The sequence below is a fragment of the Janthinobacterium sp. GW460-12-1-14-LB5 genome, assembly GCF_059423585.1.
Genome location: NZ_JBWKYD010000038.1, coordinates 1 through 18,038 on the forward strand (window position 1 = coordinate 1; position 18,038 = coordinate 18,038).

Genomic DNA, 18,038 nt, shown 5'->3' on the forward strand with positions numbered 1-18,038 from the left:
GGGCAGCATCAGCATCGGCGGGGCCGCCACTTCGCGCTTGGTGGCCGCCGTGTCCGACAGCAAATACCAGACCAGCGCGGCCAGACCAGCGGCCAGCAGCGCGCCGCCGGCCACGCCGCCCCAGCGGCGCCACCACTGCGCCGCGCCCGACGGTTCCGAGGCGGCCATCTTCATCATGTCGTCACGCTTCACCTTGTGCTCCTCATGCCGGCTTGCCGGTCACCAGGCCCACCTGGTTCAGGTCGATGCGGCGCAGCAAGTCGAGCACTTCGACCACTTTCGCGTATTGCACGGCGGCATCGCCGCGCACGATCACGGGAAAATCGGGCGTCAGGGCCTTTTCCGTGCGCAAGCGCTCTTCCAGCTCGGGCAGGGTGACGGGATAGGCGTCGAGGAAGACCTGGCCCGCGTTGTCGATGGTGATGGCCTTGGTCTTCGGTTTTTCCAGCGCCATGGCCGAACTGGCCTTGGGCAGGTCGACCTTGATGCCCGGAATGCTGGCATTGCTGGTCAAGATGAAGATCACCAGCACCACCAGCAGCACGTCGACGAAGGGCGTAATGTTGATGCCGCCGCTACGCTTGCGGGGGGTAAACTTGGCGGAGGTGGCCATGGTTATGCGCCCCTCACGCCTGTTGCAGCACGGGACGCATCTGGCGTCCGTCGCCCTGCTCTTCAGCCAGGCGCGTGGCAAATTCATCGACGAAGACGGCCATATCGGCGACGATAGCATCAGAACGCGACGACAGCCAGTTGTAACCGAACAGCGCGGGAATCGCCACGCCCAGGCCCGCAGCCGTACACAGCAGCGCTGCCGCCATGCCCGGCGCCACCGAGTTGATGTCCACGGCGCCGGCCATGGCCGCCACGACGAACACCAGCATGATGCCGATCACGGTGCCGAACAGGCCGACATACGGCGCGCCTTCGATGGTGGTCGAGAGCCAGATCATGCGCTTCGACATGCGCTCGCTTTCGCGCACCATCACGCCATCCATGGCGGCGCGGATGGCGCCGATGGTGGCGTTCGAAACGGCGTTCAGGTCGTAGCCGCGGTCGTGGCGGCGGCGCATCTCGTCAATGGCCACGTCATACAGGCGCCACAGCGAGGAATCCGTCTTCACGGAAGCGCTCAGCTTGCCGTTGCGCGCCAGGTGGTCCAGCGGTGCGCCGGCCGCTTCGTGGAACGATTGCATGAATTGCGCATTGGCGCGCGAGATGGCGCCATAGCTGCGGCCCTTGCCGATCATGATGATCCACGACAAGACCATCATCAGGCCCAGCACGCCGACGACGATCCAGGCGTCGAGCGGCATGGCGGCGATGATGAAGCCGAAATGGCTCTTGCCGGCCTGCTGTTCATCGGCGCCAAACACGGCCAGGCGCGATTCGGAACCTTGCGAGACGGCGTCGGCCAGCAGCAGGGCGTCGGGACGGGCCGTGCGCGACAGGCGCAGCTCGTCGATGGCGCCCGTGAAGTTGTTCAGGGTGGAAGTACCGGAAGCGGCCGGCGGCGCATCGGCGCCCACCGAGGCCGCCGTGCTGAACGCCGGCAGAGCGGTGGCCAGCGAGACGGCCGGACGGCCGCCCACGTACAGGGCCACGTTGTTCTTGTCGGCCTTGACGGCCAGGTGCGACCATTGCGCGGCCTGGATAGGCTGGCCCGGCTTGCTGCGCTGACCATTCACCTGCACGAAAGGCACGCCCTGGTCTACGCCGATCAGCAATTCACTGGCGCCATCGCGGCGCGCATACAGTACTTGCTGCGCGCCCAGGCTGTCCGGACGCACCCAGGCGGAAAAGGTGAATGGCGCACCGGCGGCCAGCGCCAGCGAAGGCGAGGCGGGCAGCATCAGGGGCGCCGTGCCCAGGCGGGCACCGGCACCGATGACGGAACCGTCGAGTGCCGGCACGGCCGTCTGGGCATGGTTGCCGTAGGCGGTGCTGTCGCGCGAAGGCACGCCAGGCTCGCTGAAGTGGTACACCAGGCTGTAGTCGGGGTCAAACGTGCGCTGGCCGTTGCCGGAAGCGGGCGCCTTCGGATTGCCGTAGTACATCCACAGCTGCTGCGGCGTACCGGCCGTCAGGGCCGGCACGTCGACCCAGATCAGGGCGATGCCCAGCAGCGGATTGAACTGTTCGATCTGGTGGTTCAGCACCGTTTTATCGTCGCCCGCCACGAAGCGCAGGTCGGCGCCGTTGTCGCTGACGCCTTCGAAGTTGAAGTTGCCCGAATGCAAGCGCAGCAGCACGGGAATGCGGCCGGGATCGCCGCCCACGGCGCCCGCCTTCGGGCCGGCATCGACGGTGACGGGTTTGCGGTAAGCCCAGTCGGGCTGCCACCAGGCATGCGCCAGGCCGGGAACGAGCGTGCCCAGGATCGTGAGCAGAAAAAGAAAACGTTGCATGACAGTGATTCTCCGAAGAAAAGTCTAAAAAAGTGCAGTGCTGTTGAGCTGGCCCGTCAGTAGCTGGCCGACAGGTTGAAATTGATGCGGCGCACGTGTTTGTGCGTGCGCGGGCCATCGCGCAGCGGATACGAAAAATCGATGCGGCCATTCAGGTAGCGCAGGAACTGGAAGCTGCTGCCCACGCCCACGGAGGCCAGGCCGAACAGGTCTTTCTGCTCGATCATCGGATCGCGCAGGCGCAGGCGCGCGCCATCGGCAAACGCATACAGGCGCCAGTTTTCCAGACGGCTGAAATACGTCAGCTGGGGCGTGCGCCATTCGACGGTGCCGGACACGCCGTAGTCGCCCGTCGCCTCGGCCGACAGGTAGCCGCGCACGGAGTTGGCGCCGCCGGCGGCCATCTGCTCGCCCGATACGAGTGCCGCGTCGGCCAGCTGGCCCGACATGCGCCCGTGCAGCTGCGCGCCGCTGCCCAGGGTGTAGGTGGCGTTGGCGTCGCCCTTCAGCACGAGGAAGCTGGGCGAGGCCTTGTAGCGCTTGTTGTCATAGGCGGCGCTGTCGCTGCCGTAGCCGAACGAAGCGCGCGTGCCGGCCACCAGCGACAGGCCCAGGCCGTAGGTTGCCGCCTCCGTCTGCGCAAAGCCGTTGTACGACACGCTCAGGGGCACGTACTTGAGCGGAATATTGCTGCCCGTGCCATTGAGCTTGAGCGCTTCCTGGTTATCCTTGAAGTCGATGCCGGCGGAAAAGCTGTGCCACCAGATGCCGCTGTTGGGCACCGTATAGTTGACTTTCATGCCCAGCGCATGGCCCTTGCCCAGCACGCTGGTGCCGCCCGTGCTGGCCACGTTGCTGTTCGACTGGTAGCCGGTCGCTTCCACGCTCCAGCCCTGCGTGCCGATCGGCGCCACGTACGAGGCGGACCACACCTTGGTCTGGTTCAGGTCGCCCGGCGTGCCGAAAAAGCTGATGGTGGCGCTATGCCCGAGCTGCCACAGGTTGTCGTGGCCGACCGACATGCTGGTACGCAATTTCTTCGTATCGGCGCTGTAATCGTTGTTCAAGCCCACGCTGGCGCGCCACGGGCTGCTGTCGTCGACTTTCAAATCCACGTCCATGGTGCCGGGCAGGCTGCCCTGCTTGACCAACGGCATCACCTGGCGCTTGGGACCGCGGTTCAGGGCCGTCAGCTCCACTTGCGCCTGCGTAAAGTCGGGCACCTTGCCTTCCGTCAAGGCCGGCACTTGCTGGCGCACATCGAGCGGCGAGTTGTATTGCGCGCCGACGACGCGCAAGCGTCCCACCTTCGTTTCGCTCACCTGCAGCACCACCACGCCCTGCTCCACCTGCTGCTCCGGCAAATCCACGTAGACGGACTGGTAGCCGCGGGCTTGATATGCCGCAACGAGGGCGTCGCGCGCCCCTTCCACGTCCTTCAGGGTGCGGCCCGGCCCCAGGAAGGGCGTCACCGCCTCTTCGATGGCACGCGCATCGAGCACGGTATTGCCGCGCACCAGGTATTCCTCGATCGTCACTTGCCGTTCCGGCGCGGCCACGGGGGCCGCCGCCGGGACGGCGTCCTGCGCGCGCGCCATGCCGGGCAGCGCCAGCATGGCCAGGCACAGCATCGTCAAGGCGGTCGCAGGGGCCGCTGGCGGCACGTCCCTGCCCTGTTTTTTCATCTCACGCATCTTCCATTCACCTTAAAATCAAACGGTTGCCCTGTGTTGCGGCGCTGGGCCGGCGTATTGTTTGTTGCTAATGCTGATCTACTGATGCCTAGACAGCCGCCGCGCGCGGCGACTGCCGAATGTCATCAAATGTTCATAAAACTCCGCTCAAGGCTGTAAACCGCGCCGTTCATTCGGCGTGAGCGCCTGCAGCTGCGGCGCCGTCAACGGCCCCGCCCCCAGCACCTGCACCACGCCGGCCGGCTGGTAGCTGGACGCCTGCGGTTCGCCGCCCGTGTGCTTGCCAACACCGGCTTCGTCCGCCTGCTCGTTGCCAAAACCCAACACTTTCACCGTGAACAGCGACGGCTGCGCCTGGCGCGTGGCGGCCCGTTCGCGCTGCAGCACGTCCTGCGCCGCCGTCACGGCTTGCGAGGCGGCCGCGCTGGCATTGCTGAGCGCGCCCACGTTCACCGAGGCGATGGTCGGGATGCCCGTCGACTTGCCCTGCACCTGGATGTTTTCCGCGTTGACCACCTGCAGGGCGGCCAGGTTGACGTTGCCCGAGACGCGGATGCCCGCCTCGCCCGCGTCGATGCTGCCCAGCGGGGCGATCAGGTCGATGTCGCCGGGCGGCACCTCCGGGATCGGGTTCAGGGTGGCGATGCCGGCGCCCGTGTTCGGCGTGGTCGGCGACAAGGTCACCATGCCGATGTCGTCGTAGACCCGGCGCTGCGGCGCAAACACCACGGTGGACTTGGAGCCGCGCCCCGCATTGATGTCGCCCTGCGCCGACCAGGCCAGGATGTTGCCGCCGAAGGTGGTGAAGATGCGGCTCTGGCCCAGCAGGATGCTGTCCCGGGCGTAGATCTGGATTTCACCGGCGCCCTGCGTCAGCACGCCCGAGCCTTCGCCCGGCACGAAGCCGCCATCGACGCCGACCAGGGTCCGTCCGCCCGGCGTCAGGATGTCGATGTTGCCGCCGAAATCGGTGTGGATGCCGGCATCGGCCAGGTCGAACACCGGCGCGTGGGTGTCGCCCAAACGCACATACTGCTCACGCGTCAGGTAATTGACGCCCTTGCGCGGCCGCTTGGTGCTGCCGCCTGAGGCGCCGTCCAGATAGTAGGTGGCGCCGCTGAACATGGTCAGGTCGCCCGCATAGGTCACGGGCTTGCCCTGCGCATCCTTGCTCGGGAACAAGGTGGCGATGGCTTCGCGACCGCGCAGGTAGCTGCCTTCGCGCACGCCGCCCGCTGCCGTGTACTCGCGCCCGCCAGCCTTGAGTTCGGCGAAATACACGTTGCGCAGGAAGACGCGCTGCTGTTCGGCCGGCAAGGCCGCGAAAAACTTGCGCGCATCCATGCTGGCGGCATCGAAGGTCAGCCCGGCGCCATTGCGCTGTCCGTCGCCATAACGGGTTTCCAGCCAGTTGACCAGGTGCAACTGGCTCGACAGGCCGTATTCGCGCTGCAGGTCGCGCCTGGCGCCGCCGCTGGCGCTGGCCTGGAGAGACTTGTCGAGCTCGCCTTGGCGCGCCGCCAGGAAGGCGGGCGCGCCCGCCGCGTCGCCGCTGTAGCCGAATTCCGCGCGCAACCAGTCGGCCAGGCCCAGGCGGCCGCCATACACGGCCACCGCTTTGCCGGGCTGGTCGGCCAGCGGCTTGCCTGGATCGATCAGGTTGGCAGCGTCGAGATAGCGCGCGGCAAAGGCGTCATAGTTGGGGCCATGCGCCCCGACCCCGGCCGCCACCGCGATGCTGGCGCCGCTGCTGCGGTCGCCAGCCGTGATATGCGTCACCGCGCCGATACTCTTCAGTTCGGCCTTGTCGGCCATGTCGATATCGCGCCCGGCCGTCACTTCCAGCGTGCCCGGACCGCCCACGTAGAACGTGCCGTAGCGGATGTCGCGGCCGGCACGCACGACCGATACCTCGTCCGGATTGTTGTGCAGTATCAAATTGCCGCGCGCCGAACCGACAAAGTTTTCCGTCGGCCGCAGCGGCAGCGACGGATTGGCGTACGCTATCTCAGACGTCCAGCCCAGCAATCCCTGTGGCGTGGCTTCGACCAGCCCCAGCGCCGTGCCGGAGTTGACGATATCGCGGCCGGCACGGATATCGACGGGACCGGCGCCCTCGTACCAGGTGCTGTGGCTGGCCGCATTGCCGCCGCCGCGCGTGATGATGGAACCGGTGCGCAAGCCGATGATGTCGCCCGCCAGCGCGTAATAGCGCGCCGGCAGCTGGTCTTGCACCGCGTAGCCCGAGGCGGTGGGCGGCGTCAGCGTGAACAGCGGATAACGCTGCGGTGAAGCGCCCGCTTCGCGCGACGCGAACAGCACGCTGGGCGCCTGTGCCTCCTGGTTGACGTTATGCGTGTACATGTCGCCATACGCGGTGGTGCCGGAAACGCCCGCGAAACCGGGATTGAACGGGCTTGGCAGCGCGGTCGGATCGGCGCCCGACGCCGTCACCGTATAGGCGCCGGCGTAGATCGAATCGGCGGCCAGCAATTCCAGCTGCCCCGGCGTGCGGCGGGTGAAATGCGCATTGACCGGCGATGGTGCCAGCAGCAGGCCGGTGGCCGGCCGCGCCGGCGCATTAGTGCTGGTGTCCATATCCCTCGCCCCTTGGGCGGAGTTGCCGACATACAGGCTGCCGCTGGCGGCCACGGCGCGCAATTGCGACGGCATCACGAAACGCCCGCCGCTGGAAGCCTGATTGCCGCTGGCGCGGTCGTCGCTCCAGGCCGTGGACGGCGTCAGGTTGCCGCCCGCGCTGAACAGGTCGATGGCGGTCGACGGCGTCCACAGCGAGAACCAGCTGTAGCCCTCGCCGTCCTGCGCCACGCCCTTCGCGGTGAACGGCGTGCCGTTGTTGATCTGGGTGACGCGGCCGGCGTCGCCCACGCCGCCCAGCACCAGGTCGCCGCGCGCATCGATGCGCACGCCGGAGTCGCCCGGCACCACCACCGGCCCGCCGCCCGCGATGGACGAGGTGGCCGTGTAGACCTGATAGGCGCGCGACTCCTGGCTGTCGCCCATGTCGAAGCGCAGCTCGATGCCGCCCACCGATCCCGCCTCCATGCGCAAGGCGCCGCGCAGGTTGACGAAGGTGCTATTGAGGTCGCCACGCGTGCCGGAAAAACGGGTATCCGGCGTGATCTCGCCGATCGTGTCGGCAAACGAGCGCACCTCGGCCACCGGATTGAGGCCGCCGCCAATGCGCACGTCGAGATCGCCGCCGCCCGTGAGCGTAAGCACGGAACCGTCGGCCGATACCCGGCCGGTGCTGGCCACCGCCAGGTTCAGGCCCTGGCTGCGCGAGACGAATTTCGCGCCTGGATCGGTACGCGGCGACAACATACCGGCGGCCCTGCCCGCCTCGAGTACCAGGTTGCCGCCGCCCAGGGTGCCGATGCCGGTAAAGCCGGTCATCACGGGCTGGGTCTCGTACAGGAAGTTCGTGCCAAGACCGCCAGCGACATAACTGCCAAAGTTGATCCACCAGGCGGTGGGCACGCCATCGCCCTGGGCGACCGCGCTGCCGGTGCCCTGGCGCCACAGCCAGGTGCCGACGGCGCTGCTGTCCTGCTGCGGACGCAAATAGCCCACATCGTCGGGACGACGCTCCGTGGTGTAGCCGCCACCCACCAGGTCGCCGGTGACGTCGCCCTGCGCGCGCACCAGCACGTTGCCGCCATGCTCGGGATACCAGGCCTGGTACAGGCTTTGCGCGCCACCATCGACGTAGGGCTTGAAGGCGTCGCCATCGGGGCCGAGGATGGAACCCTTGCGATCGGCCGCGCGCGGCAGCCGGTAAGCCGCCGCCACGTTGGCCGCCTGGGTACCGGCCGTGTACACGCCGTACGGCGAATTCTGGCTGAAGTTGCCGCCAGCAAGGAGGTCGAGGTCGCCCGTGCCCGTGCGCAGCACGCTGAACAGCTGTTGCCGCGCAGGCAGGGCTACCATCGGGAAACTGGCGCCTTCGGGCAGCCAGGTCACCAGATCGCCCACATCCGGGCCGAAATTATTGTATTCCAGCAAGGCTTCCACGCTAGTAAATTCGGCGAGATTAACCAGCGTGCCGGGAGGATAGCCGAACATCTCCGAGTTGCCCATCCAGTAGAAATTGCCCGCCACGCCGTCGATCGGCGGCGCCGCCACCTTCGGCAGACTGAGCCCCAGGACCGCGCCGTAGTGGTGGTCGGCCAGCAGCAGACTGCGGTTGTCGCCCATGGGGCGCAGCGCGCGGCTATCGGCCGCCTGCATATCGGCACCGGCCACCAGGCGCATCGACCACGACTGCGAACCGCTGACCAGCATCGGCGCCAGCGCCCAGTTGCGGCCCTGGTTGCCGTCGGCATCGGCCGGACGCAGGGCCACCGAATCAGCGCCGCCAGGCAGCCGCACCCAGGTTTCGCTCGGCACCAGCGCGCCCTTGCGCAGCTGCAGTTCGCCGGCCAGCGCCACGCCATTGGCAGGCGTATCGGGGGTGCCATCGCCATCGTAGTCGGGGCTCGGCGTGTCCCTGACCGCGCCCACCGGGTACGGCAGCGGTACGCCGCCGGGCCAGGTCATGGCCGCCACGGACATTCCCACGGGCAAGCGGGTGCCGGCATCGAGCCGCGTGCCGCTGCCCAGCGTGACGGCCTTCGCCAGCACGGTGCCCGCCGCATACACGATATCGCCGGCGGCATTGCGCACGGCGCCGCCCAGCACCGTGCCGGCCGGCAATTCCACGGCGGCAGTCAGGGTGGCTTGCGACGGCAGCGCCGTGCCCGCCCGCAAGCTCATCGGTTTCATCGGCAGGTCGTAGTTCAGGGTGCGGCCGGACTGGAAGAAGGTGTCGTCGGCCAGCGTGACCAGCTGGCCATGCGGCACGATGACGTCGGCGCCGAACGGCACCCGGCCCTTGGCCAGCATCCAGCCCTTGTCGTCCGGCGTGACCGGCAAGGCCTTGCCATCGAAGCCGTCATTGATGCTGCCGAAGACGTTCAGGTTGCCGCCGGCGCGCAGCACCAGCGCGCCCGCTTCGCCGGAGCCGGCCACGCCGGTCTTCTGCGTGTGCGGATTGACGCTGGCGTAGCGGTGGCCCGACAGGTCGATGTCGCCATCGACATGCAGGTCGCCGTCCGGCGTGGCGCTGAGGATGGCCACGCCCGGACGCAGGTGGAAGGCGTCCTTGTAGTTGCGCAGGCCGGACAGGCGGCCGTTCATCAGTCCGTCGTTGGCCAGGGCGCCCTTCATGAAATCGACGCTATCGTCGTGCTTGCGGTCCAGGTAAGCCTGGTCGATGACCTGGTAAGGGCGGCCGTCGGCCGTCGTTTCCGTGCCCGGGCGGGCGTCCGTGTACGACCAGAAACCGTTGACCGTGATGGCGCGGGCGCCGTCGATGGCCAGCGGACCGGCCGCATCGATGGCGACGTCGTTGCCGGTGGCGCCGCCGAGGCGCCGGGCGCTCAGTTCCAGCGTGCCCAGCGAGGCGATGCGCTCGGCCTTGCCGGCCGTGCCGGCGCGCAAGTCCATGCGCGCGCCGGTATCGAGCACCAGGCGGCCGCTGCCGGCATCGATGTCGATCACGGCGCGGTTGGGCGCCTCGATCACCTGGCCGTAGCTGTCGACCCGCAGCACGCTGCCGTGGGCGTCGAGCAGCGCGCTGCCGGCCACGCTGACGCCGTCGCGCGCGGCCAGGCGGATGCTGCCCACCTGCTCGCCGCTGGCGTCGACGGTGCCGTTGACGGCCAGACGGCCGCCATCCACCGAAACCGTGATTTCGCGCGCCTTCAATTCATTCTCCAGCACCAGGTCGCCCTGCTTGAGCTGGAAGCTGCGGCTGCCGAACACGCCGCCCTTGCTCAGGCGCTGGTTCAAGCCCTTGAAATCCTCGATATGCTGGCCGCGCACGTCGAGGCCGCCCGCCGCGAACGGCACGTCGGTGCCGCCCGCGTCGTAGTGGCCGCTGCTGCCGCCGGTGATGCTGCCCAGCAACGCCACGCTGCCCGCCTGCGCGTCCAGCGCGGTGGCGGTGAGCTTGCCGGCGCGGTTGGAGACAGCCGAGAAATCGATGCTGGACGCGGCCGCCTGGCGCACGTCGCCGTGGCGGCTGTCGAGCACCACGTCGCCGCCCCAGCTGTACTTGGGCACGCCGTTGAAATCGATCTTGCGGCCGGCCAGGTCGAGCCGGGCACCGTCGCCCAGCACCACGTCTTGCTCAGCGGACACGCTGAGCTTGCCGCTTGGCAACAGCACGGCCGTGTCGAGCGTCACGCTGCGCCCGTCCAGCGCCACTTCGGCGCCCAGTGCGCCGGCCAGCGCGGCCGCATCCGGGGCGGTGGCGGCCGCGCCGGACGGCCTGGCGACATGGATGTCGCCGCCCGCCTTGATCTTGTTGACGGAGCCGGCGGCGCCCGTGAGCAGCGCCGTGTTCAGCGCCAGGTTGCCGCCGCTGCGCAGATAGCCCTTGCTGGCCGTATCCCAGCCGCTTTGCGACTGGTACACCGACAGCGAACCCGTATGGTTGGCGGTGATGCGCTCGCTGGCATTGATGGCGACATCGGCAAAGCCGAGGATCAGGCGATCCATGCCGTGAATGGTGTCGGGCCGGCTGTTCGGGCCATAGCCGAACTCGACCTGGCGGGCGTCGACCTGCAGGCGTCCGCTGCCGCCGCCGGCACCGCCGCTGGCGACCAGGCCGGGCGCCGTCGTGGCGCCGTTCCATACCAGCACATCGGTCTTGATGCGCGCCACGGCGTCGCTGCCGCCGGCGCCGTAGATCGCCGGGGTGCCGATCACCAGCCGTTCCAGCGACGATTTTCCCGTGCTCGCATTGATGGTCGACAATTCGACGCTGTCATAGAAATTGATGGCGTCGCGCGCCGTCAGCGCCAGGCTTTCCAGCGCCGGCGCGCCCGCGCTGGCGTCGCCGCGCAGCAGGCGGTCGAGGATGCCCTGGTTCAGGGTCAGTCCGGCCGGCAACGCGTCGCGCGCAGCCATGGCGGCCAGCGACGCTTCGCTGCCCACATTGATGCCGCCCACGGCCAGCACCAGGTTGCGCGTGCCGTAGGTGGTGGCGTCGCGCAGGTTGAAGCTCTGGTCGGTGGCGGCGACAATGCTGCCTTCCGAATACAGCGGCGTGCTGCCGCTGCACACGGCGCCCGCCGCGCAGGCGCCGATGTCGATGCGGCCCGGTCCGGATCGCGGATCGGTACTCACGCCGGGCGCCAGCATGTCCAGCCGGCCATTCGACACGGCCAGCACGCTGGACTTGCCCGGCGCATACACATAGCCGTTGCCCGAATCCCAGGCGGCGGCGCCACGGCCCAGGGTATTGATGCCGCCCCCCTGCTCGATGACGATGCCGCCTGCCTTGCTATTGGTCACCAGGAACACTTCGCCAGCCTTGAGCACGGCGCCGTCGCGCACCACGATGTTATCGACGCCGCCCTGGAACTGGGCGATATTGGCTTGCTGGTTGCCGTTGGTGCTGCTGTAGTTGACGGTAGGCAAACCGCCGATGCCCAGGCGCGGGGCGCCGATGGCGTTCAGGGCGTCGACCCGCACCGCCATGCCCTTGAAGTCGACGGTGGGCGCGCTGGCGCCGCCGATAATTTCGTAGTTCTTGCCGGAGCCGCCCAGCAGCAGCGCGCTGCCGCCGAAACCGTCCTTGCCTGGCGTGTAGTTGGTCGTGCCGGCAAAGCGCAGCGCATCTTGCATCACGCCCGTGCCGCCAGCACCCGCATTGGACTGCACCAGTTCAATGTGCAGCGCCTTGGCGTCGCGTTCGAGCAGCGGCCGCGGCACGCCGTCGCGCACCGCCTGCGCCAGCGCGAATGCGCCGTAGCTCGTTTCATTGTATTGCGAATAGCTGCGCAGCACGTCGGCCGGCGTCAATACCGCCTGCGATGGCAGCGCCGCGCGCCGGTCGGTATTGCTGGTGCCCAGCTGCACTGCGGTGGCAAACGAGCCGTTGCGCATGGCCGTGGCCGACCCGACGGGCAAGCCGCCGGCGGCCAGGCCGTTCAATTCCACCCGGAACGCGCCGGGCAGCAGCGCAAAGCTCGACGGCAGCAAGGTATAGGTGCCGGCGGCCAGGCCCGGCACGCCGGCGCCGATGGTGATCTGGCGCCCCAGCGCCGGATCGCCGGCGCCATTCTCGGCCACGATGGGCGCATACCCCGGCTGCGCGCCCGGAACGATGGCGTAGACGGGATTGGTGGCCAGGCCCGGCAGCACGAAGCTGCCTTTGCCGGACGTCTGCACCAGCGGGTTGAGGCGGGCGTCCGTCGAGCCGCCGCGTCCGGCCAGGAAGGCCGCGCCGGTCAGGGTGCCGCCGCCTGACAGGTCAAGCACGGCGCCGGCGCGCACATCGACGTGTTTGCCGGTGAGCACGACGGCCGGGTCATTGCCCACGCCCTTGTACACGACGTCGACGCCGTCCATCATGTAGCTCAGGCCATCGAGCGAGCCGCCGTACGGCATCACCAGGCCGTTGGCGCTGACCGACGTCACGCTGCCAGGCAGCAGATTGGTGTGGCCGGTCACTGCGCCATTCGTATTCTGGCCCAGCGTGATTTTGCCCAGCGGCGCGCGCACCACGCCCCCCTGGTTCACCATGCCGGCACTCAGTTCAAGCGAACCGAACACCGAGTAGGGCAGGGCCGGCAACGGCGCGGCAGGGTCGCCGCTGCGCTCGATGGTCAGCCTGCGGGCCGGATCGAACTCGGTCGCCAATTGCCCGAATTCGTTGATCACGTTACGTTTGCCCACCTCCACCTTGCCGGTAGCGCCGCTCACCGGATAGATTTGCGCGCCCGCCAGGGTCAGATTGCCGGGCGTGTACAGCGCGGCCGCCGTGCGCATGCGGATGTCGCCGCTCGAACGCAGCGCCAGCTCGCCAAAGGCATCGCGCTTGACGTCCAGGTCGGCGGCGGCGTTTTGCCCGATCACGCCGTTGCTGCCGACATTGACGGCATTGGCGAGGTCGATCATCGCGGCATTCAGCGTCAGGCTGGCGTGGTCGTCCACGTTGGGCACGCCCAGCTTGCCGGCGCCGACGCCGCCGTTGCCGGAGCCGCGCACCGGATTGGGCATCAGGTGGTCGTCGCTCTGGGTGCGGCTGGTGCCGGCCAGGCGGATGTAGGGCGCCGCCAGCTTGACTTGCGCGCTGGCGCCGTCGGCATGCCCGGCCAGGGCCAATGCACTGGATGTCAGGCGCAGGCTCTGCCCCAGCGACAGGTCGAGGTTGCCATCAAAACTGATCAAGCCGTTCGACAGCAAGGCCAGGTGGTCGAAGCCGCCGGCGGCCACGCGATCCGCACCGAGGCGGGCCACGCCGTAGCGCAGCGCAGGATCGCTGTCGCCCACCTGCAGGTCGGCGGCCAGGCTGCTTTCGCCCTGCAGGCGCGACAGCACCAGCTCGCGCGGCACGCGCACCGCGTCTTCCACGCCCAGGCCCTTCAAGTCGAGCTTGCCGACGATGCCGTAGTTCGGCGCTTCGAGGTTGAGCGCCAGCGTGCCGCCGGCAGCGCCTGTCCCGCCCGCTGCCGCATGCATGGTGCCGTCAAGCAACAAGCCGCGGAAGGAGCTCAGCGCGATGCTGCCGCCGTCGCTGGCCACCTGCACGCTGCCCTGACCGGGCAAGTCGAGCAAGGCGGCGGCGCCGGACGCTTCCAGGCGCGCGCCGGGGCGCACGATGACAAAGGCGTCGGCCGCCTCGACCTGGGTGGCGTCGAGGTTATGCCTGGCGCCGATCTCGATGGTGCCGCCGGCGCCCACATGGCCATACACGCCGCCCTGGGCGTCGGTGGCGGTGGCCGCCCGTCCGGCCACGTCGAGTACCGCGCGCTCGCCGATCCAGATCGACTGGGCATTGGCGCTGCCGTCTGGACGGTTGATCTCGCCACCGGTGATCAGCATGCCCGGCAACACGGAAATGCGGCCGCCGGCCGCGCTCAGCGTGCCTTCCACGGTGATCTGGCCATTGCCGGTCAGGCTGATGCTCTTGCCGTCATCCACGCGCAGCGTGGCGCCCTGGCCCACCACCAGCGGCGCCTTGGCGCTGCGGGTGCCGGCCGACAGCGCGATATCGGCGCCGGCGCGTTGCTTGAGCACGCCTTTTGCGGCATTTTCCTGCCACAGCGGGGCCAGCCACGGTTGCAGGACGGCGGCGGAATCGGCGCCGGTCGGCAATTGCGCCGCCAGCGCCAGGTCGGCGCGCAGCAAGGGCATGCTGACGTCGATGGTGGCGCCCTGCGCCACCTGCACGCCCTGCTGGCCGTTGATGTTGTAGTGCGCGAAGCCGCGCTGGAACAGCTCGTTGTCCAGCACCAGCAGCGGCTTGACCACCAGGTCCTGCGGCGCACGGTTGCCGGCCAGCAAGCGCTCGCCCGCCTGCAAGGTCACATCAAACGCGAACGCGGTACCGGCGGCCACCCTGGCGTTGAAAGCGGGCACCGGCATGCCGTTCGGGAAGGCGTTGGCCGGCACCAGGTAGCCGGAACCGAGCTTGCCGCGCGCGCCCGTGAGCGTGACGCCGGCCGGCACGGTCATGCCGCTGGTGTAGACGATGCCTTTGCTGTCGGTGATGAAGATGAATTCATAGCTGATCGAGGCGGGCGGCACCACCCAGGCGACCGGCAGGGTGTAGGGGCGCGCCGCGCTGAAATCCGGCAAGTCCAGCAAGGGCTGGCCGGCAGGGACCAGGGTACTCACATAGCTGAAGTCGGCATCAAGTACGGTGCCGGCCTTGATGGTGAAGGCTTCCGCCAAGGTCAGGTGCACAGGGACGGACTGGCCTGCAAGCAACACGCCATTGCCGGCCAGCACGCCGCCGCCCAGCGCCACGCCGGTACCGCTGTCGATGGTCAGCGTGCCGCCGCCGTTGACGCCGTAGCCGCGCAGTTCGCCATCGAGCACCAGCGTCTCCGACTTGACGCCGTTGGGATCGTTCTGATTCGAGCGCAAGCTGATGTCGCCGCCGCGTCCGCCCTTCAGTTTGCCATCGGCCAGCACGGCCGCGCCCGAGGACGTGTCGATCACGCTGCCGGCCGCCAGGTTGACGGTGCCGCTGCTGACCAGCGCCACCGCGCCGCCGTTGACATAGGGCAAGCCGGACGTGTTGCCCGGATCCAGCTTGAGCTGGCTCCACAGGCCGCGCGTGTCGAGCGTCACGCCGGCCGTCACCTCGATGCCCACCTTCGCTCCGGCCGCCGGCGTGGCGACCGGCGTATCGAGCCAGGCGGCGGTGCCGGTGGTCGGCTTGCTGACGATGTCGCCCAGCGCAATGCTGCCGCCGCGCGCCGTCAGCCCGGCGTTGACCTTGACCTGGGGCGCATGCAGCGCGATTTCGCCGCCCGGCGTGACCTGCACCGCCGCATCGACCTCGATGGCGCTGCCGGCGTAGGCCTTGATGCCGCCCAGGTGTTGTGCGTTGAGCCAGCCGGCGTCCAGGTAGGTCTTGCCGACCAGATTCTCGGGCAGCGCGTCTTCGCGCAGGAGATCGCCGGCGCTGGCGCCGCCGGCGCCGATATGGATGGCCTGCAGCAGCGCCGCGGGATTGTCGCGCAGCTGCGCGCTGGCGGCGTCATACACGGGCGCCAGCTGGCCCAGCACCAGCTGGCCGCTACGGGCGGCGGCCAGTTGCGACTGGCGATAGCCGTCGAGGGTGGCGTCGCGCGCATCCTGCTGACGCTCGCCCTGGAATACGCTCGATTCGATCGCGCCTTCGAGCACGGCCGATGTGGTTCCCACCACCACGCGGCCCGCATCGCGGCCCACGGTATAGCCGTTTTCCAGCCGTTGCTGGGCGCCGATCAGGGGATTGGCGAAATTTTCCGTCGTTTCCGCGCCCCAGCGCTGGTGGTGCGCGGCGTAGCCTTGGTACACGCCCGTATACAGCACGTCGCCGGGCGCCGTCGACAGCCTGTACAGCTGGCCATCCTTGCCGCTGAGCCAGCTCTGGCGAATCATGCCCGTCTGGACGTCGAAAGTGCCGCCGGACACGTTGAGCTTAGAGCCGGCCTGGGTCACCAGTTCGCCGCCCTGGAAGGCCACCGTGCCGCCCTGCGCCGCCCATTCGCCGATGCCGTGGCCGCTGGTGTTCAGATAGCCGCTCACTTCGAGCAAGCCGCCGCCCGTGTACCAGCGGTCGGTCGGATAACCGTTGGTGCCGGCCGCCACCCGCACCAGGTCGCGCCGGTCGACCCACAGGTCGGTGCTGTTGAGGGCCTTGCTGTCGCGGTTGCCGGGCGCATCGCGCTGCTCATTGCCCTGCGCATTGATCAGCACGTTGTTCGAAGCCATCGCCACGTTCACGCCGACGGCGCCGGAAACGTCGATGCTGGCGCCGCGCGCCACTTGCGTGCGGCGCGTGGCCAGCGCATTCACCTGGCCGCCGGTGGCCAGGGTCAGCGAGCCGCTGTCGAAGGCGATATCGCCGCCGGAGGCAATCTGGATCAGCGACAGGTCGCGGCGGTTGTAGGCGCCGTCGCTGGGCAGCGCCGAATCCTTGATGAGCGCGTCGCGCTGCACGTCCAGCGCGGTGGCGCCGCTGTCGTCAAGCAGCACCGTGGTAAGGCTGTCAGGGGCCAGCGTGACCAGGCCTTCGCTGCCGTCGGCCTTCAGGTGCACGGTGCCGCGTGTCGTCACGCTGGTGCTGCTGAGCAACACACCGGCCTGCTTCACGTCGCGGCCCGTCAGGGTGACGTCGCCGGTCAGCGCCTGCACCAGACCCGCATTCGTCACCTTGCCAGCGCCGCTTTGCGCGTTGAACTTGACGTCGACCTCGTTGCCGCGGGTGCTAGAAGTCTGGTTGGCGTCCGTCCCCAGCCCCTTGCGGATGACGAAGCTGTCGCCGGCGGCCAGCGTGACTTGACCGTTCGGCGCCGACAGGCTGCCGCCGTTATGCACTTCGCGGCCGGCCAGCAGCACGTAGCCGCCGCCTTCCGTCACCGTCTGCGGCTTGCGCGTGCCGATCTGCGCGCCGGCCTGCACCACCACGTCGGCCGTGGCGTTGGCGTGCGTGACCACGCTGCCGTTGAGCACCAGGTCATTGGCCAGCGTGGGCTTGAAGCCCGAGCCCTGCGTTTCGCTGTAAATACCCTTGCGGAATTGACTGTCGCTCATGCCCACGGCGGCGGCCACCAGGCTGCGCGTGTCGACCTGGCTGCTGCCCGTAAACACGATGCCGTTGCGGTTGACCAGCATGACCGTGCCGTCGGCCTTGATCTGGCCACGCACCTGGCTGGGACGGGCCAGCGGATCGTTGACGCGGTTGAGTACGGACCAGTTCGCCAACTGGTCAAATTGCAGGGTGGTATTCTGGCCGATATTGAACGTTTCCCAGTTCAGGATCGCCTTGTCGGCCGTCTGCTTGACGGTCACGACGGTCTTGCCGTCGGCCTGCGCCTGCGTGGGGCCATTCGCATTGAACCAGCCGGCCGTCAGGCTGTTGCTGTCGACTTTCAAGCCGCCTTCGGCCAGGCCTTCCGGTACCTTCGAGCCGGCGGCGATGGCCGCCTGGCGCGCCGCCTGCTGGGCCGCCTGCTGCACGGCGATGGCGCGCGCGGCCAGTTGCAGATTGTTCAGCGAACTTTGCAGCTGCGCATTGGCTTTTTGCTGCTGCGCCTGCTTATTGTCCGTCGCGATGATCGGCTGGCCATTCGGCAAGCGTCCCGAACTGGCGGCAGCACCCTGGTTGGCGCCCTTGCCCGCAAACCAGGCGCCGCTGAACGGCTGCTGCGCCTGCGCGCCGCCCGCCTGCAGCAGCATGGCGATGGCCAGCGCCAGCGGTTTCAATCGCACCGGGCGACCGCTCCGGTTGCCCGCCATGGCGGAGGAGGATGCGTGTTTCGTGACCGACTTGCTTCGCTGCATGGCGACATTCCCTTTTCATGTTCCGTTGCTGACCGATATCGCGAGGCGGCGCGCACCACGCACGAGGGCGGGCGGCAAGCAC

4 protein-coding genes and 1 pseudogene are annotated in these 18,038 nt (G+C 68.5%); all 5 read right to left on the reverse strand.

The annotated features are described in order from the left end of the window. Nucleotides 1-192: pseudogene (locus AC07X6_RS26880) on the reverse strand (energy transducer TonB family protein); the annotation flags it as partial. Nucleotides 193-202: 10 nt separating this feature from the next. Then, the gene (locus AC07X6_RS26885) at nt 203-613 is read right to left on the reverse strand and encodes an ExbD/TolR family protein (RefSeq protein ID WP_034753784.1); all 411 of its coding nucleotides are present in this window, start codon (nt 611-613) and stop codon (nt 203-205) included. Nucleotides 614-626: 13 nt separating this feature from the next. Continuing rightward, nucleotides 627-2,408: a DUF2341 domain-containing protein gene (locus AC07X6_RS26890; RefSeq protein ID WP_494792993.1), complete on the reverse strand. Its 1,782-nt coding sequence runs from the start codon at nt 2,406-2,408 to the stop codon at nt 627-629. A gap of 56 nt (nt 2,409-2,464) precedes the next feature. Next, nucleotides 2,465-4,102, reverse strand: a complete 1,638-nt coding sequence (locus AC07X6_RS26895; protein WP_494792994.1) for a ShlB/FhaC/HecB family hemolysin secretion/activation protein — start codon at nt 4,100-4,102, stop codon at nt 2,465-2,467. 147 nt (nt 4,103-4,249) lie between these two features. Continuing rightward, the gene (locus AC07X6_RS26900; protein ID WP_494792995.1) at nt 4,250-17,956 is read right to left on the reverse strand and encodes a filamentous hemagglutinin family protein; all 13,707 of its coding nucleotides are present in this window, start codon (nt 17,954-17,956) and stop codon (nt 4,250-4,252) included. Nucleotides 17,957-18,038: the final 82 nt, after the last annotated feature.